The organism is Lacihabitans lacunae (genome assembly GCF_042649125.1).
In the GTDB taxonomy this organism is placed as follows: Bacteria; Bacteroidota; Bacteroidia; order Cytophagales; family Spirosomataceae; genus Leadbetterella; species Leadbetterella lacunae.
The window spans coordinates 69,007-91,917 of sequence record NZ_JBHRYQ010000001.1 but is presented as its reverse complement, the minus strand read 5'-3'; the positions used below and the strand labels follow the sequence as shown (position 1 = coordinate 91,917).

Annotated in this window: 17 protein-coding genes; 9 read left to right on the top strand and 8 right to left on the bottom strand. The window is 38.7% G+C overall.

The features are described 5' to 3' along the window. Positions 1-2 precede the first annotated feature (2 nt). A complete protein-coding gene (locus tag ACFOOI_RS00315; RefSeq protein WP_379833616.1) occupies positions 3-593 on the bottom strand; it encodes a DUF1684 domain-containing protein in 591 nt (196 codons plus the stop codon). 96 nt (positions 594-689) lie between these two features. Between ACFOOI_RS00315 and ACFOOI_RS00310 the strand changes: the two genes are divergently transcribed. The 3 genes from ACFOOI_RS00310 (at position 690) to ACFOOI_RS00300 (ending at position 2,489) form a co-directional block, all read left to right on the top strand. Next, positions 690-1,292, top strand: coding sequence for a riboflavin synthase (locus tag ACFOOI_RS00310; protein ID WP_379833613.1), 603 nt, complete (start codon positions 690-692; stop codon positions 1,290-1,292). 91 nt (positions 1,293-1,383) lie between these two features. Continuing rightward, a complete protein-coding gene (locus tag ACFOOI_RS00305; protein ID WP_379833610.1) occupies positions 1,384-2,166 on the top strand; it encodes a PASTA domain-containing protein in 783 nt (260 codons plus the stop codon). Positions 2,167-2,183: 17 nt separating this feature from the next. Continuing rightward, a complete protein-coding gene (locus tag ACFOOI_RS00300) occupies positions 2,184-2,489 on the top strand; it encodes a rhodanese-like domain-containing protein (protein WP_379833608.1) in 306 nt (101 codons plus the stop codon). A gap of 27 nt (positions 2,490-2,516) precedes the next feature. Here the strand turns inward: ACFOOI_RS00300 and dtd are convergent, their stop codons facing one another. The 4 genes from dtd to ACFOOI_RS00280 form a co-directional block, all read right to left on the bottom strand. Then, positions 2,517-2,969, bottom strand: a complete 453-nt coding sequence (gene dtd, locus ACFOOI_RS00295) for a D-aminoacyl-tRNA deacylase (RefSeq protein WP_379833605.1) — start codon at positions 2,967-2,969, stop codon at positions 2,517-2,519. Between the two features lie 11 nt (positions 2,970-2,980). Next, on the bottom strand, positions 2,981-4,336 hold the full coding sequence (mgtE, locus tag ACFOOI_RS00290) for a magnesium transporter (RefSeq protein WP_379833600.1): 1,356 nt from the start codon (positions 4,334-4,336) through the stop codon (positions 2,981-2,983). Between the two features lie 98 nt (positions 4,337-4,434). Next, positions 4,435-5,643: a multiheme c-type cytochrome gene (locus tag ACFOOI_RS00285; protein ID WP_379833597.1), complete on the bottom strand. Its 1,209-nt coding sequence runs from the start codon at positions 5,641-5,643 to the stop codon at positions 4,435-4,437. Between the two features lie 56 nt (positions 5,644-5,699). Beyond that, positions 5,700-6,710, bottom strand: a complete 1,011-nt coding sequence (locus ACFOOI_RS00280; RefSeq protein WP_379833594.1) for a LacI family DNA-binding transcriptional regulator — start codon at positions 6,708-6,710, stop codon at positions 5,700-5,702. Positions 6,711-7,223: 513 nt separating this feature from the next. Between ACFOOI_RS00280 and ACFOOI_RS00275 the strand changes: the two genes are divergently transcribed. The 6 genes from ACFOOI_RS00275 (at position 7,224) to ACFOOI_RS00250 (ending at position 19,621) form a co-directional block, all read left to right on the top strand. Further along, positions 7,224-10,379, top strand: a complete 3,156-nt coding sequence (locus ACFOOI_RS00275) for a SusC/RagA family TonB-linked outer membrane protein (protein ID WP_379833591.1) — start codon at positions 7,224-7,226, stop codon at positions 10,377-10,379. A 12-nt stretch (positions 10,380-10,391) separates the two neighbouring features. Continuing rightward, positions 10,392-12,272 carry a RagB/SusD family nutrient uptake outer membrane protein gene (locus ACFOOI_RS00270; protein WP_379833588.1) on the top strand — a complete coding sequence of 627 codons (1,881 nt, stop codon included), beginning with the start codon at positions 10,392-10,394 and terminating at the stop codon, positions 12,270-12,272. A gap of 86 nt (positions 12,273-12,358) precedes the next feature. Further along, positions 12,359-15,667, top strand: a complete 3,309-nt coding sequence (locus ACFOOI_RS00265; protein WP_379833585.1) for a VCBS repeat-containing protein — start codon at positions 12,359-12,361, stop codon at positions 15,665-15,667. A 68-nt stretch (positions 15,668-15,735) separates the two neighbouring features. Then, positions 15,736-17,067, top strand: a complete 1,332-nt coding sequence (locus ACFOOI_RS00260; RefSeq protein WP_379833581.1) for a vanadium-dependent haloperoxidase — start codon at positions 15,736-15,738, stop codon at positions 17,065-17,067. After that, positions 17,064-18,776, top strand: coding sequence for a CRTAC1 family protein (locus ACFOOI_RS00255; protein WP_379833579.1), 1,713 nt, complete (start codon positions 17,064-17,066; stop codon positions 18,774-18,776). The genes ACFOOI_RS00260 and ACFOOI_RS00255 overlap by 4 nt, the downstream gene beginning before the upstream one ends. A 320-nt stretch (positions 18,777-19,096) precedes the next feature. Further along, positions 19,097-19,621: an SRPBCC family protein gene (locus tag ACFOOI_RS00250; RefSeq protein WP_379833576.1), complete on the top strand. Its 525-nt coding sequence runs from the start codon at positions 19,097-19,099 to the stop codon at positions 19,619-19,621. Positions 19,622-19,667: 46 nt separating this feature from the next. Here the strand turns inward: ACFOOI_RS00250 and ACFOOI_RS00245 are convergent, their stop codons facing one another. From ACFOOI_RS00245 to ACFOOI_RS00235, 3 genes are all read right to left on the bottom strand, one after another. Further along, positions 19,668-20,111, bottom strand: a complete 444-nt coding sequence (locus ACFOOI_RS00245; RefSeq protein WP_379833573.1) for a hypothetical protein — start codon at positions 20,109-20,111, stop codon at positions 19,668-19,670. Between the two features lie 105 nt (positions 20,112-20,216). After that, positions 20,217-21,326, bottom strand: coding sequence for a DEAD/DEAH box helicase (locus ACFOOI_RS00240; protein ID WP_379833571.1), 1,110 nt, complete (start codon positions 21,324-21,326; stop codon positions 20,217-20,219). 132 nt (positions 21,327-21,458) lie between these two features. Continuing rightward, positions 21,459-22,895 carry a hypothetical protein gene (locus ACFOOI_RS00235; protein ID WP_379833568.1) on the bottom strand — a complete coding sequence of 479 codons (1,437 nt, stop codon included), beginning with the start codon at positions 22,893-22,895 and terminating at the stop codon, positions 21,459-21,461. Positions 22,896-22,911: the final 16 nt, after the last annotated feature.

The following is a 22,911-nucleotide window of genomic DNA, read 5'->3' as shown; positions in this document are numbered from 1 at the left end:
ATTTATAAATGATAGTTCTTTTCTCCAGCCTCTACCTTTACAGGTATCGAATTTTTTATAGGGGGGATTGGGCAAATATAGTTTTCGTTGTAAGCACAATAGAAATTGTGAGCTTGGTTAAAGTCAATCTCAATCTTATTGCCCGAAACAGCATCTTTACTGATATTTATATATCTACCTCCACCGTAGGTTTCGGTTCCGTTAGTTTGGTCAGTAAAGGGAAGTAAATATGTGGATTCTTCATCAAAAATCAGAAGTTCTACATTTTTACCGTTGAGATTAAACTTGGCTGTCCCTACCAATTTGGTTTCTGCTACTGACTTATCGGTCATTTGCATATTAAATGTCTCTTTGGCTTCGTTTGGTACAAAGTCGGCATCAATGATCCATTTTTCGTTTGGGTCAAAAAAAGTAAAGCCTGTGGTAGAATTTTCTTTGATTGGGCTTTCCTCCATATTTACCAAGTCTGATTTGTATTTCTCTATTTTCGCCAAAGCTTTTTCTTCATAGGTCTGTTTATCTCTCAAAGAATAAAACAAAATAAAGACGACTGCTAAAGCTATAAAACCTATAAAAAACTTATTTTTGAACATAATGATATAAATGTTATATTTTTGCGAAGTTAAAAAATAAAACCAAAAAACGTAGTATGCCTGCAAGCAAGCTGGCATAAAGTAAATAAAACAAAAATGTTTACCGGAATAATAGAAAATACGGCGATTTTAGAAGAAAAAAATATAAGCCAAACTAACGTAAGTTTCATTTTTAAATCTCCAATCACAAGCGAACTCAAAGTAGATCAGAGTGTAAGTCACAATGGCGTTTGCCTTACTATCGAAAAAATTTGGGCAGAAAAAGGCACCTACCAAGTTACCGCCATAGAAGAAACACTAAAAAAAACTAGCCTAGGAACACTGAAAGTTGGGGATAAAGTAAACCAAGAAAGATGCCTAAAAGCTGACGGCAGATTTGACGGGCACATTGTACAAGGCCACGTGGACCAAACAGGCACTTGTAAAGCAATAGAGGACCAAGACGGCAGCTGGTTAATTACGATAGCCTACGACCCAGCAAAAGAAAACCTGACCGTAGAGAAAGGCTCGATATGTTTAAACGGCATAAGTTTAACAGTAGTAAACTCAAAAGACGCAGAGTTTTCGGTGGCCATTATACCTTATACGTGGGAGTTTACGAACCTCCACAGTCTTAAAGTGGGCGATTCGGTTAACCTCGAATTTGATATTTTAGGAAAATATATTAAAAAAATATTGGGCCGAACATTGCCCGCTTAAATTTTAAGAGAGCTATATTAAAAATGTTCATTTGCATTTTAATACAAAAACAAATTACTTTGTCGTTACATAAATTATCTAAACATAAAGAATGTCCAAATTTAGCACCAATTCGAAATCTGATGTTTTAGTCCATCTGGGCATTATTGTTTCCATTATTCTCGTATTTTTCTTTGCGTTTTTCTTTGTGTACCTCCCCTGGACTACCAACCACGGCGAGTCACTAAAAGTACCTAACCTCAAGGGCTTAACTTACGAAGAAGCAGAGAATATTTTAGACGAAAATGACCTTGATTACGAAATCAGTGATAGCATATTTGTACCGGGGGCAGTTCCTTTGAGTATTATTGCAAACTACCCAAAATCAGGCTCTAACGTAAAGTCTGGTAGAAAAATATACCTTACCGTAGCCTCTATTTCAGCTCCAATAGTTAAGATGCCCAACATAATTGGCCGTTCTACCTCAAGTGCTAAAAACCAACTACTTAGTTCAGGCCTAATAGCCGCTGGAGAAGAACTTATACCGGCATTAGAAGAAAACACAGTATTGAAAATTAAAATTGGAGAAAGAGAAATTCAGCCGGGTGATGATATCCCAAAAGGATCAAAAATAACCTTAGTAGTAGGAGACGGATATGGAAACCAAAAAATAGATGTACCAAATGTGGTGGGCATGACCTACGACGAGGCTGATATTTTACTTTCGGGATTAGGCCTAAGCGTTGGCACAATTGTTTACGAGGCTTCTGATAAAGCTCCGGGAACAGTTTTAAGACAAAGACCAGCCTCTGGCGATGAAGAAAAAATTAAAATAGGCTCAACTGTAAACCTATGGGTAACCTCAGGCGAAGGCAGTGGCGATGATAATCTGTAATAATAAAAATTAATAATATGGAAGAGAATTTTGATATAACCGTACAGGAGTTAAAAGCTTTGATAGAAAAAGGAGAGCCGTTTAATTTGATTGATGTAAGAAATCCAGATGAGTTTGAAGAGGATAACCTAAACGGTACTTTGATACCCTTGGGCGACTTACCTGATAGCCTTGATGAATTAGAGCCGCTAAAAGGACAAGACATTTATGTACACTGTAGAAGTGGTGCAAGAAGCGATAGAGCCAAACAGTATTTACTCGCAAATGGATTTGATAAGGTCCACAATGTGTTAGGTGGAATAATGGCTTACCGAAATATGTAATTGAAATTTAAAAATGAGACTTCGGTCTCATTTTTTGTTTTTGGAGTCTATCACAATTGTAACTGGGCCGTCGTTGCACAGCGATACCTTCATATCAGCTCCAAAAGTACCAGTAGCTATTTCTTTCCCCAATAATCCGGAAAGTGTGTCAATCATTTTTTCATAAAGCGGCACGGCAATGTCAGGTTTGGCAGATTCTAAAAACGAAGGTCTGTTTCCTTTTTTGGTAGAAGCTAAAAGTGTAAACTGAGAAATAAGCAAAAGCTCTCCCTCTACATCTTTAATATCAAGATTCATTTTTTGTTCTGAATCAGAAAAAACTCGCAAACCCACGATTTTCTTAGAAAGCCATTCTAAATCTTCCAAAGTGTCGTCAGCGGCGATTCCCAAAAGTACTAAAAAGCCTAAACCAATTTCTCCTTTTATGTTTCCTTCAATTTTTACTTGAGCCTCAGATACTCGCTGAATAACCGCAATCATAAATTTTTTTCTTAAATAGGAAGTAACAAATATGCAATACCAAAATAAGCTCCGATGCCGATGAGGTCATTGGCAGTGGTAATAAATGGCCCGGAAGCCATTGCTGGATTTACACCAAACTTATCTAACAAAATGGGAGTAATAGTACCCATGAAAGACGCTAAAATAACCACGGAAAATAAAGACAGACAAACTACATAAAACAACTCGGGCTTGCCAATGGCATACACATAAATACCAGTTAAAATCCCCACCACTAAGCCATTAATAAGGGCCACTCTAATAACCTTGGATAGTCTTTTGCCCAAACTTAAACTTATTTGCGACTTCTCGGCGAGCGATTGCACAATCAGCGATGAGGTTTGAATTCCCACGTTGCCACCTGTAGAAGCCATTAAAGGAATAAAAATAGCCAAGCCGGCTACTTTAGCCATGGTGCCTTCGAACCAACCAATGACCGAGGCAGCCATTAAACTTCCGATAACGCCCACCACCAACCACGGAATCCTGGCTTTAGCAAGTAGCCAAACCGAATCGTCTTCGTCTACTTCACCGGTGATACCCGTCATCACTTGGATGTCTTCTTCTGCTTTTTCTTTTACAAAGTCTAAAACGTCATCAATTGTAATTAAACCTAAAAGTCTGCCCAGTGCGTTTACCACAGGTATGGCCTCAAGGTCATATCGCTGCATAATTTCGGCCACTTCATCGCCACTTTTGGTGGTGTCCACAAATACGATGTCGTCTTCAAAAATATTTTCGATTTTGGTATTTTTCCTCGTCAACAAAATCTGTTTTAGCGAAACTATACCGCGGAGTTTTTGGTCGTCGTCTACTACATAAACGGCGTATACTTTATCTACCGATTCTGCTTGGGCCCTTATTTCCTCCACGCAGTCGCTTACCGTATCCGAAATATTTACTTTGATAAGCTCTTTCTGCATCAATCCACCCGCCACATCTTCGGGATAGTGCATTAAGTCAATAATGAATCGGGCTTGCTCGCGGTCTTCTAGTAAAGCTATCACCTGCTCTCTGACTTCTATGCTTTGCTCGTTAAGCAAATCCACGGCATCATCAGAGTCAAATAAGTTTACGTATTTTGAAATCTCCTCTACAGTAAACTGTTCTTTAATGAACTTTTTACGATCGTCAGAGTCGATATTTGAAAGTACTTCAGCGGCTTTCTCAGTGTCAAGAAGGCGAATAAGAGAGTGTGCCTCAGGCCCTTCTAATTGATAGAGAATAGTAGCAATATCTGCTGGAAATAGATCTTCTAGTTGTGTATTTAAAAAATCTATGTTTTGACTTGAGACAGCCTCTTCTATTTCACTTAGGTATTCTTTGGTGAGTTCAAATGTAGCCATTTCAAAAGGGGTTTGTAATTCAAAAAACAAATTTCATGAAAATATGCCCAATCTAAAACACTTACCAAGGAAAATATCAAAAAAACAAATCCTCAGAGCTATTTCACCACAAAATCATAACTCTTTTCATAAACCGAAATAAACTTAGGGTAGGTTTTATCGAGTTTATTGTAGGCGGCAGTTTCATCGGTCATTCTATGTTTTGTAACCTCCACTTTTAGTTTGTAGGTACCTTTTTCAGTTACTTTAGAATTAAACTCATAAAGTCGCTCTTCGCCTGGATCCATGTTGTTGTCGCTTATTTTTTTCGCCACCGGATACCATTGCCACTCCTCACCTATTCTATATTGTTTTTTGACAACCACCTCATTTTTACTATTAAGCAATTGATAGTTTACTAACACAAACCGCTCAGGATCACCCGAAGGAACCCTATGGCCAGCAAACTCATTTTTTATTCGTAATGTATAATTGATAGGCTTATCTAAAGTAGTGTTCAAGGCTACTTTTTCAGGATAAAAACCATATCCGTTTAGCATCGGAGCCGTAAGTGTGTCATGCTTTGGTATACCCGAACCCGCAAATGTATGGTAATGGCTTTTCCTTTTTGGATACCCCATCACTATTTCTCGTTCTACTTCAGGCATGTGGCATGAAATACAATTTTTCTTTCCATAAAAAGGCCCTCTCTTCCACTCATCGCCGGTTTCAAAGGTACACGCCAATGTTGGCGTAATAACAGCAGTAGCATTGTGACAGGAGATACACAATTTTTCATCCAACATAGCGGGAGCTTTTTTTACAGGATGCGGAGCCAAACTGGTTCCAGTGGGCCCCACTATATGGCCATCTCGCACATGGCAACTCGAACAGGTAATTCCTTCCTGCTGCAGGGTTCTGTCAAATGCTTCATTTTTAACTTTTACCGGTTTATATATATCGCCACCTACTAAGCCTGTCACAATATATTCTTGCTGATTTTGTAAGGGAATATGGCAGTTGATACACATAAACGGACTCGATTCTTTCTTTAGTTCCGCCTGAAACTGCATATCTGTCCACGCGTTTGCATGGGTACTTTGCTTCCATTCATTGTAATGGTTTACGTGGCAAGTTCCGCAGTTTTTTGCACTTAGGTCAACCAAACCCGCAGGAGTCTTTTGGTTTGGAATAGCAATCTCCCAACTTTTAGTCAGTGGCATTACCTTTTCTTCTTTAAAAAAGATCATATAGCTACCAGCAGCCAAAAATATAAGGATGGAAATCAGAAGAATCAGGTTTTTATTTTTCAAAATCTTTACATTCATTTTTTCAAAAATAGTACAATAATAACCATCATACCGTAACAAAAGTTACAACACCATTACCCTCTTGGGTAAATCACTAATTCGGTGTCAATCATTTTAAAATGCGGCTTCATTGGCTCTTCGGAGTCAATTCTTTTTAAAAGCATCTCTAATGCCGAAAGGCCCAGTCTTTCCGGAAACTGCTCTACAGACACAATCGGGGGATTTTCAAGGTGCGAAATAAAAGGCAAATTCCCATAACTGGCAATTAGCATGTCTTTATTGGGTTCTAAGCCCAAGTTTTTCATAGCTTTCATGAGGTAAAGAGCTATGTAATCATTAAACGTAAAAACTGCTTCGGGCAAACATTTAGCCGAAACGAACTCTTTAACCACCTCCAAAACAGACTCTGGCGTAAGGGCAACACTCTTTATTAGCGAAGGCGAACTTTCCATTCTAAATTTTTCAACCCCCATCAAATAACCGTTTAGTCTATCTCCAGAAGTATCTAAATTGGCAGGGCCATTTATCAATGCGACCTTATTTATTCCTTTATTTTTCAGGAACTCCATTACTTTCAGAGCTCCGCCTTCGGTATTACTTTTTACCGAAAAAGAAGAAATGCCGCGTGGTGTTCTATCAAAAAACACAATCGGAATACCAAACTCTTCTACCTCTAAAAACTTGTCGTACCTTTTTGTATTTGAAGCCAAAGAGCAAAGGATACCATCTACCCGCATTTTTTTAAAATAATCCAAAGCTCTAATTTGACAGTCTTCATTTTCTTGGCTTTGAAAAATATGAAGGTGATACCCTAATGGTCTCAGCTCATTTTCTAATACATCTATTATTTTGACAAAAAACTCTTCTTTAAGGGCAGGCACTATTATTCCAATCTCATAGGTCTGTTTGCCTTGCAAATAAACATTGCCCGGGTTAGGCACATAGTGTAATTCTTTGGCTAACTCGTTTACTTTTTCTCTGGTTTTTAGACCAATTCGCGTATTGCCATGTAGAGCTCTAGAAACTGTAGACATCGAAATTTGTAGTTTATCCGCTATAGTTTTTATGCTTACGTTGTTTTTCATTTTAGTTTTTTAATTAAGGTTGATTTTTAGAAAAAGTTGCTTTTACACCTACAAATCTACTTTCAAATTGACACAAATCAATTATTAATTGAGATTGAGATTTTATTAATGAATCTAAAGAAAAAAAAGGCAATTCTATCAAAGTTGTGCAAATATTTGCATTTTCATCATAAAACGCATTTCAATGCCCTAAACGCACTTTTTAGTTAAATTATATTTTTTATTAAAATTATCTCATTTTCTTTTGACCCTTAATTTTTATTAAAAAGCTTAACTTTGAAATAATCCTTAATCTTTTACTCGCATTTAAACAGCCCACTGATAGTCTTCTTCTATTTAAATTAACCTTTGTAAAAAATCAAAGGGCAATTAAAAGTGGTAAAAAATTAGGACCATAAACCTATTTTCAATCTTAAATTATATCATTTTATGATGATTAAACATTTACTCTTTAAAAAGAGGGAATGCTCCTTGCCGTGGATAAACACTTCCGGCAAAAGTGGGACTTTCCTCATGTTCAGCCTACTTTTTACTATATTCTTTACAGCTTCGGCTATGGCCAAAGAAATTAAAGGTAAAGTAACCGACGAAACAGGTGGTGGCCTTCCAGGGGTAACTATCACCGAAAAAGGCACGTTCAATGGTGCTATCACTGACATTGACGGAAAATTTACCATTAATGTAAAAAATGACAACGCTACTTTGGTGTTTTCATTTGTGGGGTATACTTCTCAAGAGGTAATAGTTGGAAACCAATCAATGCTTAACATTTCGATGGCTCCTGACGCAAGTAACCTTGAAGAAGTGGTAGTGGTAGCCTATGGTACTCAGAAAAAAGTTACAGTTACCGGTGCTGTGGTTGCGGTACAAGGTGAGAAACTAATCAAATCTCCTTCGGTTGACTTAACTAACTCACTTTCTGGCCGTTTACCCGGACTAGTGGTAGTTCAGCAATCTGGTGAGCCAGGTGCCGATGGTGCTACTATTTCAATTAGAGGTACAAACACCCTTGGTAACAGTTCTCCGCTTATCGTGATTGACGGAATTCCGGACAGAGACGGTGGTATCGGTAGACTAAACCCAAGAGATATTGAGTCTATTTCGGTATTGAAAGATGCTTCTGCTGCCATTTATGGAGCAAGAGCGGCAAACGGTGCCATTATAGTAACTACCAAAAGAGGAAAGTCAGGAAAGCCAACCCTTACCTATGACTTTAACCAAGGGTTTTCACAGCCGGGAGTTATTCCTAATATGGCCAATTCTTTTGAGTATGCTTCTATTATGAACGAATTGCCTATCTACAAAACTATCCCTTCAAACGAATGGGGAAATGCATGGAATAGCATAAAAACTACCGGAAGCTATAAATCTCCAACTGCGGGTATAAGTGCCCTAAATGCAAATTATAGTCCAGATGCAGTTCAAAAATACCAAAATGGCTCTGACCCTTGGGGATACCCCGATACCGATTGGTTTGGCGATGCATTTAAAAATTGGGCACCGCAGTCGAGACATAACATTCAGCTTTCTGGAGGTTCTGAGAATATCAAATATATGTCATCTCTTGGTTATGTAAACCAAGATGCCATTTACAACAACTCAGCCACTCGCTATCAACAATATAACTTCAGAACCAACGTAGATGCCAAAATAAACAAGTATGTAAATACAAGTTTGGGTATAATGGTTAGAAGAGAAAAAAGAAGATACCCAACAGAAAGTGCAGGAAGTATTTTCAGAATGTTGATGAGAGGAAGACCGACAGAGCCTGAAGTATGGCCAAACGGTTTGCCAGGTCCAGATATCGAGAATGGTCAAAACCCGTATGTAATTACTACAAATGCTACAGGTTACCAAGACGAGCCTACAGATTACACTCAGGCCAATGGATCGGTAAATATTACGAATCCGTGGATAAGCGGCTTAAAGTTAACCCTGAATGCCTCTATCGACAAAAACAGTAAAACAACCAAAACTTGGCAGACACCTTGGAGCCTTTATTATTGGGACAAAACCAGCTACGAAGCTGATGGCAAAACGCCGTTGTTAGTAGGTGCCGTAAGATCTAATTTTAAAGACCCGAGACTTTATCAAGGTTACAGTTCAGTATTAAATACTAACTTGACGGGTTTGTTGACCTATGACAAAAAGATTGGTGCAGATCACAACTTGAGTTTATTGGCGGGTATTACCAAAGAAAACTTCGAAGGTGAAAACTTCAATGCTTTTAGAAGAAACTATATATCTGCTGCTGTAGATCAGTTATTTGCGGGAGGTTCGCTTCAACAAAACACGGGTGGTAGTGCATACCAAAGAGCAAGACTTGGATACTACGGAAGAGCCCAGTATAACTACAAAGAGAAATACCTAGCTGAGTTTATTTGGAGATACGACGGTTCATATATTTTCCCTGAAAGCTCACGTTTTGGTTTCTTCCCTGGTCTATTGTTAGGATGGAATATCTCAAACGAAGATTTCTTCAAAAACGAAGTGGTGGATTATATGAAAATCAGAGCTTCTTATGGCCAAATGGGTAATGACCAAGTTTATTACAACAATGCACTTCAGGAGTATGCTTATCTTTCTACTTATGGCTTTGGTGCATATCCAATTAATAACCAAGTGGTTACTACTCTAAGGGAAACTGTCTTAGCTAACCCAAGCTTTACTTGGGAGCGAGCAAACAACTATAACATAGGTACAGATTTAACTATGTTAAATGGTATGTTTGACATGACGTTAGAGTATTTCTTTAACCGTAGATCACAAATCTTAATTCAAAAAACTGGCTCTACTCCTGCATCGTCCGGAATTAACTCATTATTGCCACCTGTAAATGCTGGAAAAGTAGACAACCGCGGATTTGAATTTAACATCGGTTATAACAACAAAGCATCTAAGGCACTTCAGTTTAGAGCTGCAGTTAATGGTGGATATGCTAAAAACAAAGTGGTGTATATGGACGAAATTCCGGGAGCACCAAGCTACCAACTTCAAGAAGGAAAGCCGATAAATGCATATTTGGTATACAAATCTGACGGGGTATTTAAAGACCAAGCAGAGATTGATGCAAATACATTAAACTATTCAGAAGTAACAGGGAAGTTATTGCCTGGAGATATGAAGTTTGAAGATGTAAACAACGATGGAAAAATCAATGCGGATGATAGAATTAGACTTGATCAAAACATCACGCCTACGTTTAACTTCGGTTCTACTTTTGACTTCAGATACAAAGGATTTGACCTAAACATACTATTGCAAGGAGCTGCAGGTGCTGCACTTAGAATCCAAACGGAATCAGGTGATATCGGTAACTTCTTAAAGTATAGCTATGACAACAGATGGTCAATAGATAACCCAAGTTCGGAGCATCCAAGATTAGCTAGTAGAGGTGACACATACTATACTGGAGGAAACTTCGGAAATAATACGTACTATTTATTTAGCAAAGATTATATCCGTCTTAAGAACCTTGAGTTAGGTTATAACCTTCCGCAAAATATTCTTGACAAGGCTAAAGTTTCAGGCTTACGTGTGTATGTAAACGGACTCAATCTAATTACGGTTGCCAAAAGCAAAATCTTTGATCCAGAGGCTACTGCACAAGGAGGAGTTTACTACCCTCAATCGCGTGTAATTAACACCGGCTTAAGTTTAACTTTCTAAAAAATTGACAGTATGAAAAAAATAAAATTAAAACTTGGCCTACTCAGTGCACTTCTTGTGTTGGCCATCTCCTGTGATAAGGAGTTTCTAAACACCCAGCCTCTCGACAAGATATCGAGCGAGGCAACTTGGGGTGACGGACCGCTTTCAGAAGCATTTGTATTTAATGTGTATTCGTTTTTAGGATACGGAGGATTTGAAGAGCAAGCCCTAGCTGCCTATACCGACGAAGCGATGTTTACTCACTCGGGTAGAAATATCAATACTTTTACCGAGGGGGCAGAAAGCCCATCAAACCTTGCATGGAAAAGCCCTACCTACGAATGGGGAAATATGTACTTGGCTATTCGCCAGGCAAACATTGCCCTTGACAGACTACCGAAAGCTACGTTTAACAATGCTACTTTGAAAGATAGACTAACGGGTGAATCTCACTTTTTGAGAGCCTACTACTATCAGCAGTTGCTAAGATTCTACGGTGGCGTTCCACTAATCGATAAGCCTTATGGCTTAGATGACGACTACTCGGCACCTAGAAATACCTACGAAGAAGTAGTGAACTTTATAGTAGCTGATTTAGATAAAGCGATAAAACTCTTAGAAGGAAAACCGGAAACTCCAGGTAGAGCATCAAAAATTAGTGCGATGGCCCTAAAGGCTCGTGTGCTAACGTATGCAGCCAGTGATTTACACGATGCCACTAAAGTAAAAGCAAACTCTACAAGCTTGGGTGGTTTTGCAAACTTAAACTTAATAGCTTATGCTTCTGGTGATCAAAAAACTAGATGGCAAGCGGCTAAAGCAGCATCAAAAGCTGTTTTGGATGCAACTTCGGGTTATAAATTAAACCTAACCGCTCCGGTTTCGGCTGAGGAGGGTAAAATGAACTACATGTCAATAGCCCTTGGTGGTCAAAGTGCCGTGGGTGATGCGTCTGCTACTTCGGAGCTGATTTTCCAAAGAACACATACACCTTTGTATACCGAGGAGGATAACTGGCCACTGGGCGGAATTCACTACGGTATCAACAATGGACCAAACGGATACCACAACTGGGCAGGTAATACACCAATCCAAAACCTTGTGGATGACTACGAAATGATGGACGGAAGCAAGTTTGACTGGACAAAACCAGAGCACAAAGCAGCACCTTACACAAACAGAGACCCGAGATTCTATGCTACTATACTTTACGATGGAGCACCATGGAAACCGAGACCTTCTGATGTAGCAGCTTTAGATCCTGCAAACCAAATTCAGACGGGATACTATGACGACGGTGCCGGTGGAACTATAAACGGTATCGACACACGTGAGTCAGCAGTAGAAAACTGGAACGGTAGCCGTACGCACTATTACACGCGTAAGTTTATTGACCCAAACCCAGCTTTGGCAGACAACCAGTCTAGTGCTCAAACTATCCCTTGGCCGTTTATCAGATACACTGAGGCTGTGTTAAATTATGCCGAAGCATGTATTGAACTTGGTGAAGACGCTGAAGCAAAAGCATGGTTAAACAAAATCAGATTTAGAGCAGGTATGCCAGCCATAACCGAAACTGGAGCTGCACTAAAAACTAGATACAGAAATGAGCGTAGAATAGAATTGGTTTATGAAGAGCACAGATACCATGACGCTCGCAGATGGATGATAGCTCCCACCACAGTAGGAAGAGGCATAAAAGCCTTAAATATAGTGGCCAAACTTAAACCAGGAGCTACTCCAAGAAAGCCATACAGATATGACCCTACCGTGTACACATATACGTATACAGTAGTAGACAACACTGAAAACGAAACACGAAAGTGGAACGACAAGATGTATTTTAGGCCGTTTAGTAGAAATGAGATCAGCAGAAATGCCAAACTTATTCAAAACCCGGCTTACCAATAACAATCGTACATTTTTTAAGCAAAAATCTATCCTCACCTTGGGGATAGATTTTTTTATTTTTAGATTTGATTAAAATAAACTCAACCTTGAATAAATACCTTATAACCTTTCTGACTCTATCGATTTTCGGATGCTCAAAATCAGATTCTACTAGCTCTGAAAACCTTGGTTCTCCTATTTTCGAGATTTTAAAACCAGAAGAAACCAACGTTAATTTCCAGAATACGCTAGAAGAAGGCCCAAATACGAATATTCTGATGTATGAATATTTTTATAACGGCGGTGGCGTAGCCACAGGAGATTTTAATGCCGATGGACTAGTGGATATATATTTCACCTCCAACATGGGTGAAAACAAACTTTATAAAAACCTCGGCAACCTCAAATTTGAAGATATTACCACTCAAAGCAAAACCGCTGGACGCCCCGGACCTTGGAAAACAGGTGTAAATGTGGTAGACATAAACGCAGATGGCAAACTAGATTTTTATCTGTGTTATTCGGGAGCACTGCCTGCCGAAAAACGCAAAAACGAATTATATGTAAACCAGGGAAATGATGCTGCTGGCAATCCAATATTTGAAGAGCAAGCCGCTACTTTTGGCCTTGACCACAACGGATATTCGAACCAAGCCTATTTCTTTGATTATGACAAAGACGGCGACTTAGACATGTTGCTACTCAACCACAACCCAAAAAACTTACCGTTACTAAACGAAACAGCTACTGCGGCACTTTTTGCCACTGACAACCCTGAAATGGGCTTACGCTTACTTTCACAAAACAACGGAAAATTTACAGACATCACCCAAAAAGCGGGCATAAATGGCTCCGAACTAAGCTATGGTTTAGGAATAGGAATATCCGATATTAACGAAGACGGCTGGCCAGACTTTTACGTTTCGAATGACTATGCTGTGCCTGATTACTTATATATCAACCAGAAAAATGGTGCTTTCCAAAACAAAATAAGCAGCATGATTGGCCACACGAGCCAGTTTTCTATGGGAAATGATATCGCCGATATCAATAACGACGGCAGCTCAGATATTTTCACCTTAGATATGCTTCCGGAAGATAACAAAAGACAAAAACTACTTATCGCTCCCGATAATTTTGCGAAGTTTGAACAGAATGTTCGCTCTGGTTTTTACTATCAATACATGCGAAACATGCTGCACCTTTCGAACCAAAACGGTACTTTTTCGGAGATTGGGCAGATAGCCGGGGTTTCGAATACTGACTGGAGCTGGTCTGCACTTTTGGCCGATTATGACAACGACGGTTGGAAGGACCTCTTTATCAGCAACGGATATTTGAGAGACTACACCAACATGGATTTTATAAAATACATGGAAAACTATGTTCAGCAAAAAGGTCGGCTGCAAAGAGAGGATGTTTTGGAAATAATCAAACAAATGCCAGCGTCTAATGTGAGTAATTACATTTTCAAAAATACGGCAAACACCAGTTTTACGGATGCAAGCAAAGCCTGGGGAATACAAACACCATCAAATTCAAACGGTGCCGCTTATGCAGACTTAGACAATGACGGTGACCTGGATCTAATAGCTAACAACATCAATCAGCCCGCTTTTATTTATAAAAATACTTCAGAAAAAAAATCAGGTTTTCTGGGAATAGACCTTAAAGGAGCAGAAAAAAACACCCAAGGACTTGGTGCAAAAGTGATTGCCTACACCAAGTCAGGAACTCAAATCCTAGAAAAATATACGGCCCGTGGGTATCTGTCGGCGGTGTCTGGTATGTTACATTTCGGATTGGGTGAAAATACCAAAATAGATTCAATCACGGTGATTTGGAATTCGGGCAAAAGTCAGAGCATACCCAATCCTCCGATTAACAAAAAAATGGTTTTAGAAGAAAAAAACGCGAACACCATTTACAGATTTGAAACACCAAAAGCAAAACTAGTCTTTGCTGAAGTAAAATCACCTATAAACTATATTGACCCCAAGTCAAACTTCAATGACTTTGAAAGACAATTATTGTTGGTAAACCAGCTTTCTTATAGCGGCCCTTGCATAAGCAAAGCCGATATGGACAAAGACGGCCTCGAAGATATACTCATTGGTGGAAATAAAGGACAAAGCACCAAAATATTCTATCAAAAAACTGGAGGAAGTTTTACAGAGAAAAGCCCTGCGGTATTTGCACAAGACACCGCATTTGTAGACAGCGACATTTGCATTTTTGACGTAAATAATGACGGCCTAAGCGATATTTACATAAGCTCTGGCGGTTACCACAACCTATCCAAAACTGACGCTTTGCTAAACGATAGGCTTTATATAAATTTAGGAAAAGGAGAATTCAAAAAAGTAGCAACTCCTGCCCTTTCGGGTTCAAAATCATGTGTGCGTGCAGCGGATATAAATTCTGACGGATTCGTAGATTTATTTGTAGGAGGCAATTTCCTTCCAGGCGAATACCCGCTTTCGGGAGGAAGCCATATTTTGATAAATAATAAAAAAGGTGGCTTTGAAGATAAAACGGCGAGCATTTGCCCCGAACTTAAAACATTGAGTTTGGTAAAAGATGCCCTTTGGGTAGACCTAAACAACGATAAAAAACCAGAACTAGTACTTGCAGGCGAGTACCTTCCTATTCAGGTTTTTGAAATAAAAAACAATACGTTAGAAAACGTAAGCGACTCATATTTAGATACAAAACTAAAAGGATGGGTGAATAAAATAGCGAGTGCAGACCTCAACAAAGACGGCAAACCAGATTTGATTATTGGCAACTTGGGGCTAAACCATCAACTCAACGCCAGCCCAAATAAACCAGTGGAATTAATTGCCAAAGACTTTGATAGCAATGGCTCCATAGATGGCATCGTGAGTTATTTTATTCAAGGTAAAAAAATACCGTTTATCACCCGCGATGAGCTCCAAAATCAGCTTAGCTATCAGAAATCAAAGTATACCAATTACGAATCGTATGCAGACAAAGGCATGGAAGAACTATTTTCATCAGGAGAAACCGAAGGTGCCCTAAAATTTGAGGCAAATGAAATGGCGAGCGGCGTTTTTTTAAGTCAAAAAGACGGGAAATACAAATTTATGTCCCTGCCAAAAGAGGCTCAGTATTCCCCAATTTCGGCCATTGCTGTGCTTGATTTTAACAAAGACGGAAACCAAGACTTGCTTCTTTGTGGAAACAATGCCTACGCCAAAATCAGAATCGGAAAATTTGATGCGAACTTCGGAATGCTGTTTAAAGGAAACGGTGCCGGAAACTTTGAGTATGTTTCTCAAAAACAATCTGGATTTAATATTTGGGGAGATATAAAAAATATTGTTTCTATAAACGAAACCCTGTATTTTGGTATAAACCAAGTACCAATAAAAGCATATAAACTTAACCCATAATATATGGCAGAAAAAAAGTAAAAACTCAACCTAAACTACCCCCTCTATAAACATAAAACTAAACTATAATGAAAGCAGTATTAAGAATATTCTTACTGTTTACTGGCCTTGCCTGTATACTAAACTGTAAACCGAAAGAACACATAAGCCAAAATGAATTGGCTACCAAATGGGCCGAAATGGCCATTTATATCACAAAAAACACGCCCGCAAACTCACCCACGTATGCGTCGCGTTGCTTTGGATATATCGGACTCACTATGTACGAGTCGGTGGTGTTTTCTTCTTCAGAATTTCAGAGTATAGCAAACCAACTAAACGGATTAAAACTAAATACAACGCAAGAATCACCAAGCGACTTGGTGACAGAACTTGCATTTAATGCCGCTACGGCCCGTATTTTAAAAAACATTTACAATCAAACTTCCGACCAAAATAAACTTAAAATAGATTCTCTTGAGCAGCATTTTGAGCATTATTTCAAGGAAAATCAAGCAGAAACTAAAGTTAAAAAATCAGTAGCTTATGGAGTATCTATAGCCAATCAGATTTTTGAATGGTCAAAAACTGACGGCGGACATAGGGGCTATTTGAAAAACTTCGACAAAAAACTTGAGTTCGAGCAAAAGCCCGGCGGATGGCAACCTCCGCTATACGCACAGTCGTTTAGTCACTTTCCACTTCATCCCTATTGGGGCCAAAACCGAACTTTTGTTTCGACAAACAGTCAACTAGAAAAGCCCAAATTTATCCCCTACAGTACTGACAAAAACTCCGACTATTACAAACAGTTTTTGGCAGTTTATGAAAAAGAAAGAAGCCTGACTCAAGCCGAAAAAGAAGCGGCCATTTGGTGGGGAGACGACCCCGACGAAACCCCTACTCCGCCCGGCCATAGTTTTTATTTGGCTACCTATGTCCTCAAGAAAACAAACGCAGACTTGGTGCATAGTGCCCAAACCTACGCCATGTTAGGCATGAGTCTCGCAGATGCATTTCGAAACTGCTGGAAGTGGAAATATGAGTTTTTTACCGAAAGACCAAACACCTATATACCAGCGAATATCGATTCTACTTGGACCTCATTTTGGCCTGACCCGCCTTTTCCTGCTTTCCCTTCGGGGCATGCCATACAGGCAAAAGCATGTGCTACGGTTTTGTCGGGTATTTTTGGAGAAAAATTTGAAATTACTGACAGTCTACATGTAGGCAGACGACGCGACCAAGTGCGAGACGTGGACTTTAAAGTTAGAACCTTTCAAAGCTTCCATCAGATCTCGAAAGAAACTGCCGATTCACGGTTTTATGGTGGCATTCATACGCCACAAGATAATTTGGCTGGACAAATAAAAGGAAAAGAAATAGCAGAAAACATCGCTAAACTAAAATGGAAAAGATGAAAAACAACATAAAAAACCTCTTTTTAATTGCTTTAGTTTTTCTTTCAAAAGTTACTTTTTCACAGGCTCCAAAACCTTTCGTAGATGTAACCAAACAAGCGGGCATCAACCACGTTTTTGAGGTTTACGAAGGTATGTTTGGCGGTGGAGCATGTGTGATAGACATCAATAACGACGGGTGGGAAGACGTTTACCTCACCAGCGGACTTAGAAATGATCAGCTTTTGCTCAACAACAAAAATGGCACTTTTACGAATATATTTGAGAAGTCGGGTTTGCACAAAACCCAAAATTTTATAACCCAAGGTGTAGTGTCGGCCGATGTTAACAAAGATGGATTTCGAGACCTTTTTATCACGACTATAACCACCAAAAACGTAAAACAGACCATTCCAAGGGCCGAGAACCTTTTGTTTCTCAATAATGGAAACGGCACTTTTAGAGATGTAACCAAGGCTTTCGGCCTTGAAAACCTCAATTCATTTAGCACAGCGGCTAGCTTTGGCGATGTAAACGCGGATGGCTATCCTGACTTGTATATTGGCAACTATTTTAACGAATACGAAGGAAAACTGAGTCTGATAAATGACGCAACCGTGGTGGGTGCCAACCAAATATCAAAAGGGTATTTACTGATAAACAAAGCGGGTAAAAAATTTGAAAATCAATATGAAGAATACGGCCTTAGTCACAAAGGCTTTGGCTTTGGTGGGGTATTTTCTGATTTTGATAACGACGGCGACCAAGACCTCATCATCAACCACGATTTTGGCTATAAGCGAACCCCTAACCTTTTGCTTGAGAACTTATATCCCAAAAAGGAATTTGTGGACAGGGCCAAAGAGCTCAATATGGATTTGGAGATAAACTCCATGGGAACTGCTCTGGGCGATTACAACGGCGACGGCCTGATGGACTACTACTTCACCAACATCCGGTTTAACAACCTCATGTTAAACCAGGGCCAAGGCAAGCCATTTAAAAATGAGACCAAGGCCGCTAATATGACGTTTATCGCCATCAGCTGGGGAGCCAATTTTGCGGACTTTGACCACGATGGTGACCTTGATTTATTTGTATCGAATGGCGACTTAAATCCAAACTGCGTACCTATATCAAACTTCTATTTCGAAAACCAAAACGGAAAGTCATTTATAGAAAAAGCAAGAGACCTTGGCCTAAACGATTATGGAATTGGCCGTGGTTCTGTAGTGTTTGATTATGACCACGACGGCGACTTAGACATACTCTTTATCAATCAAATACCCGTTTTAGATTTCCCGACAGAGTCGTTTACCCGTTTGATTAGGAATGACGCCCCACATGGCAATTGGCTTAAAATTAAGCTAAAAGGCACCGCTCATGAGGCCTTTGGTATTGGGGCTAAAGTGGAACTTTGGGTAGGAGATAAAATCTACATTAGGGAAGTAGACGGTGGCGGCTCTAGTCATTTGTCTCAGAGTTCGCCCGAACTGCATTTTGGACTTGCTGACGCTACCAAAATAGACAAGATAAGAGTAACTTGGGCTGACGGCCACACCCAAGAAATTAGTAATCAGGCTATTAATAAAACAATCGTCATTACTGAAATACCAAAAAGGCAGACGTATTGGATATATATATTAGGAGGAATTATTTTAACTATTGGAGCCTCATGGTATTTATTCATTAAATTCCGAGAAAAAATAAGTAAAAATAATATTCCTTAAAATCTTAAAATCGAGGCGTCGAAGCGAGTCTGTTCTGAAAATTTGAAACTCGATAATTTGAAATATTTCAAAACATTTAAAATCAAATTTTCGGAGAGGATCATTGTTTTAAGAGTGTTTTTTTGCTTACTTTTTTTCAAAAAAAAGTAAGGCACCACCGGCAAGGTGACGCTTAGTAAATTTTAGGGTCCTTTTGAGTAGAGGTCGAAAATATACCTAATTAATAAAATTAAGCCTATTTTTGATATTATTTAAGATTAGTCGGATGCTATTAGTACTTTTTCCAAAAAAAAGGCTTTAAACTTAACCCCTATACTACTATGACTATATTAATTGTAATAATTGCAATTTGCCTGATTTTGATAGGACTCAGTGTCTTAATGGGCAATGTTATGAAAATCGAAAACAAGATCAATGTTAACAAGTCTGACGCAGAAGTTTTTGACTTTTTAAAATTGGTGAAAAATCAAGATTTATTCAGCGTGTGGAACATGGCGGATCCTAATATGTCCAAAACATACAATGGAACTGACGGCGAAGTGGGTTTTGTGTACGGCTGGAAAAGCGAAACCAACAAAAATGTGGGGCAAGGCGAACAGGAAATTACAAAAATTACACCCACCAACAGAATTGACTTTGCACTCAGATTTGAGAAACCGATGAAAAACACAGCGGCGTCTTATTTTGAAATAAAGAAAATAAACGAAAACAGCACAGACGTCACATGGACTTTTGAGGGACCCTCAAAATTTCCGATGAATTTGTTTATGCCAATATTTAAGAAAATGCTGGCAAAAGACATGACTCAGAGTTTAGAAAACTTGAAGGTTTACCTCGAGAAATAACTAAATAACACTTTACTTTCGTTTGAAAACAAAATGTAGGTGTGCATTAATACGAATAAACAGCACTTGACCAAAGGCCAACCAAAAGAGCAACATAGACAATATACAGCCCTACCCCAACTGCCGCCGAAACTAAGCAGCCTTTGAGTGCTTTCTGCGTGAGTTCTTTGTCGTTGTCGGTGAGGATATACACCAACACAATGCCGATTATACCAAAACAGAAGCCATACCAAAACGGAGGAATGCCAATCAGGTCGTCGTTTACAATCAAAGCAGAACTCGTGTGCGTGTCAAACGTAATTTCTTCTACTAGCTCCGAATGATTTGTTTTGAGGTCTTGCAGCGTGGTATTTGGGTTTTCATTTACAAACTGCTCCACTTTGTTAATCTCTTTGAAGTCATTTTCAAGAGACTCATTTTGAAAAGGATCTGTGGCAGAAGCACAAAAAGAAATGAAAACGAAAGCTAAAATTGTGTAAAATTTAGACATGTTAAAAGTTAGATAAGTAGGTAATAAAAAAATAGATTTCCGGCAAAAATAATGCCTGAAATCCATTCTTCTAAAGCTTTTTTTAAAACTAAATACTAAAGCATTTTACACCTTATGAAATTTAATTTTAAGTATCTTTTCTATTTGAGAAATAATCTTTAACTCGGCTGCTGTTACAAACGAAATAGAGATACCTCTTTTGCCAGCACGGGCCGTTCTTCCACTTCGGTGGGTGTAGTATTCGATTTGGTCAGGCAACTGATAATGCACCACAAAGCTCAAACCTTCTATGTCTATACCTCTTGCCGAAATATCGGTAGCTACCAACACCTGAATTTTCTTGTTTTTGAAGGCTCTCATCACCTTATCACGTTCTTTTTGGTCCAAGTCTCCGTGAATCGCCTCTGTTTCTACACCTTTGGCTTTCAGCCTTTTGGCCACCATCTGTGCGTCATCTCGGGTTCTTGTAAATACGATACCCCTTGCCGCACCTTGAGATTGTAGAAAATGATGCACATAGTCAAATTTCTGTTTGTTTTCACAGATAAAAAACTGGTGTTCGATTTTTGAGTTTATTTCGGTAGACTTGCTCACCGAAACCGTGTGCGTGTCTGGAGCCATGTATTTTTCAGTCAGCCTAATGAGCGAGTCTGGCATAGTAGCCGAAAATAACCACTTGATATTGTCCTCGTGGATTTGCTCCACTATGGTATCTATGGCATCTTTAAAACCCATGCTGAGCATTTCGTCTGCTTCATCCAATACCAAGGTTTTCACCTGACTGATGTCTAATGCTTTACGCTCTAGCAAGTCCATTAACCTACCAGGTGTAGCTACTACCACTTGCGTAGGTCGGGTAAGGTTCCTGATTTGGATGTCTATTTTCTCACCACCATATACGGCCTCCGCAAAAACCTTTTCGGTATAGCGGGTCATTTTAAAAATCTGCTTGGCTATTTGTTGACACAGCTCACGCGTAGGCGAAAGCACCAACACCTGAATATGCTTTTCGTTGGGTTTGATCCTTTGAAGCAACGGAATACTGAAGGCCACTGTTTTACCTGTACCCGTTTGAGCCTGACCTATGAAGTCTGTATTGTTTTTTAGTAAATAAGGGATTACCTGCTGCTGAATTTCAGAGGGTTTTATTATTTTATTTTCTTCTAGAGCTTTAACTAGATTGGCATTTACGCCAAGTTGACCGAAGTTTTCCAATTTCTATATATTTTAAATTCCCCACAAAGGTAGCTATTAAAACATGTAAAATTTAATTGTAGTTTTTTGGGGACTTTTTGGAAAGAAAAATTTCTAGCAACTTGTACATTGATATAAAAAATGATTATTAGTTTATTTCAAAAAATCGCGTGTGTTGATGTACGGAATAGCTATGCCGTAATAGTTATTAATAACTTTTATGGTTTCATTCGCTATTATCACATTACCCAAAACTGTTGGAGACATGCCATCTTCTGCAAAAAACATTGCTTTGGAAATTTTCAGATTATCAACACTAAATAATCTTTCTTCATAGGCACGAATATAAATATCCTCGATGTCCACAAAAGCAAAATTCATGTATTCAGCCAACATTCTAGTTTGCTTGTTCATTTGTTCATCTCTTTCTGGTGGTAAGGTACTCCCAAAAATTTGCTTGTTTGTTGTGATGTAAGGTTTCAGATTCATATTTATATTTTTTCCCATTAAAGAATCTAGTGCTTGATAGGGATAAAGATACTTAATATTAGACTCTAACAAACCTGTTTTCTGATAAATAGCTAATTGCTTCTTAACATCCTCAACTTTAAAGAAATCCGCTATTGCTGGTAAGTAACCAGGAGCAGGATAATTATAAATTACACCTTTTAACCCTTTTCGTTTTTTTACTTCTAACAAAAAATTGGCATGTTCGCTGTAATTAGGAAACATACCTCCGCCCCCTCTTTCATCTCTATAAGTAGTCATGTCTCCCTTAAAGTATTTATTACCTGAATGAATGCCCAGATAGCCAGTATAACCAAGATTACTACAATCTAAAATAAAGTCAAACTTCTCTTTTAAGACTCTTTTGTCATATCGTTCATTATTAAAGAGTCTTTTGTAAACTGGCTCACTGTCATCATGTCTAATACCCCCAAAATACTCAGGAAATTCAAAACCCGAGAAAGTATCTAAACTAAAATTATCAATACGAGTACCCTTAAAAGGCTTTAGTTTTATTTTACCTTTAGAGTCAATACTTTCAATTGCCAAGTTGTTGGTGGCAGTTTTAAACTTTGGCAAAGGCCCACCAGTAAGATTTTCATTAGTTTTAAGACTTGTACCAAAGCCATTATAATCCGCATTATCAAAATAAGGCTGATAGAAATCAATTCCCATTTGCAAAGCTATTAAGTTTGGGAAAGAGGTGCTTAGGTTTTCATTGTTGTACCCTCCATTTCTTACACCAGCGGCCAAGCTTCCACCGACCACGACCATTCGGAGCGGCTTGCCTTTTAATTCAGGATCTTCTATATCCTTCTTTAATTTATCAATCACATTTTTGTCTTGATTTTTCTTAGTTAAATTCCAGTCTTTAAATGTGGCAATTGTATCCCCAACATTGAGACCAACTAGACCTAGGCGTTGCGGTATTTTTATATTATCCTTTCTTGTTTTAACTGTATCTCCGTCTATAATACTGAATTCCAAATTCACAAAGTTTGTTGGCTCCAAAATCTCTTTTGGGTTGCAGCTGAGCATTAGGTAAGCTACTGAAATGCCGAGGAAAAATGATTTTAGTTTCATGAGTTTGGAGTTGGAT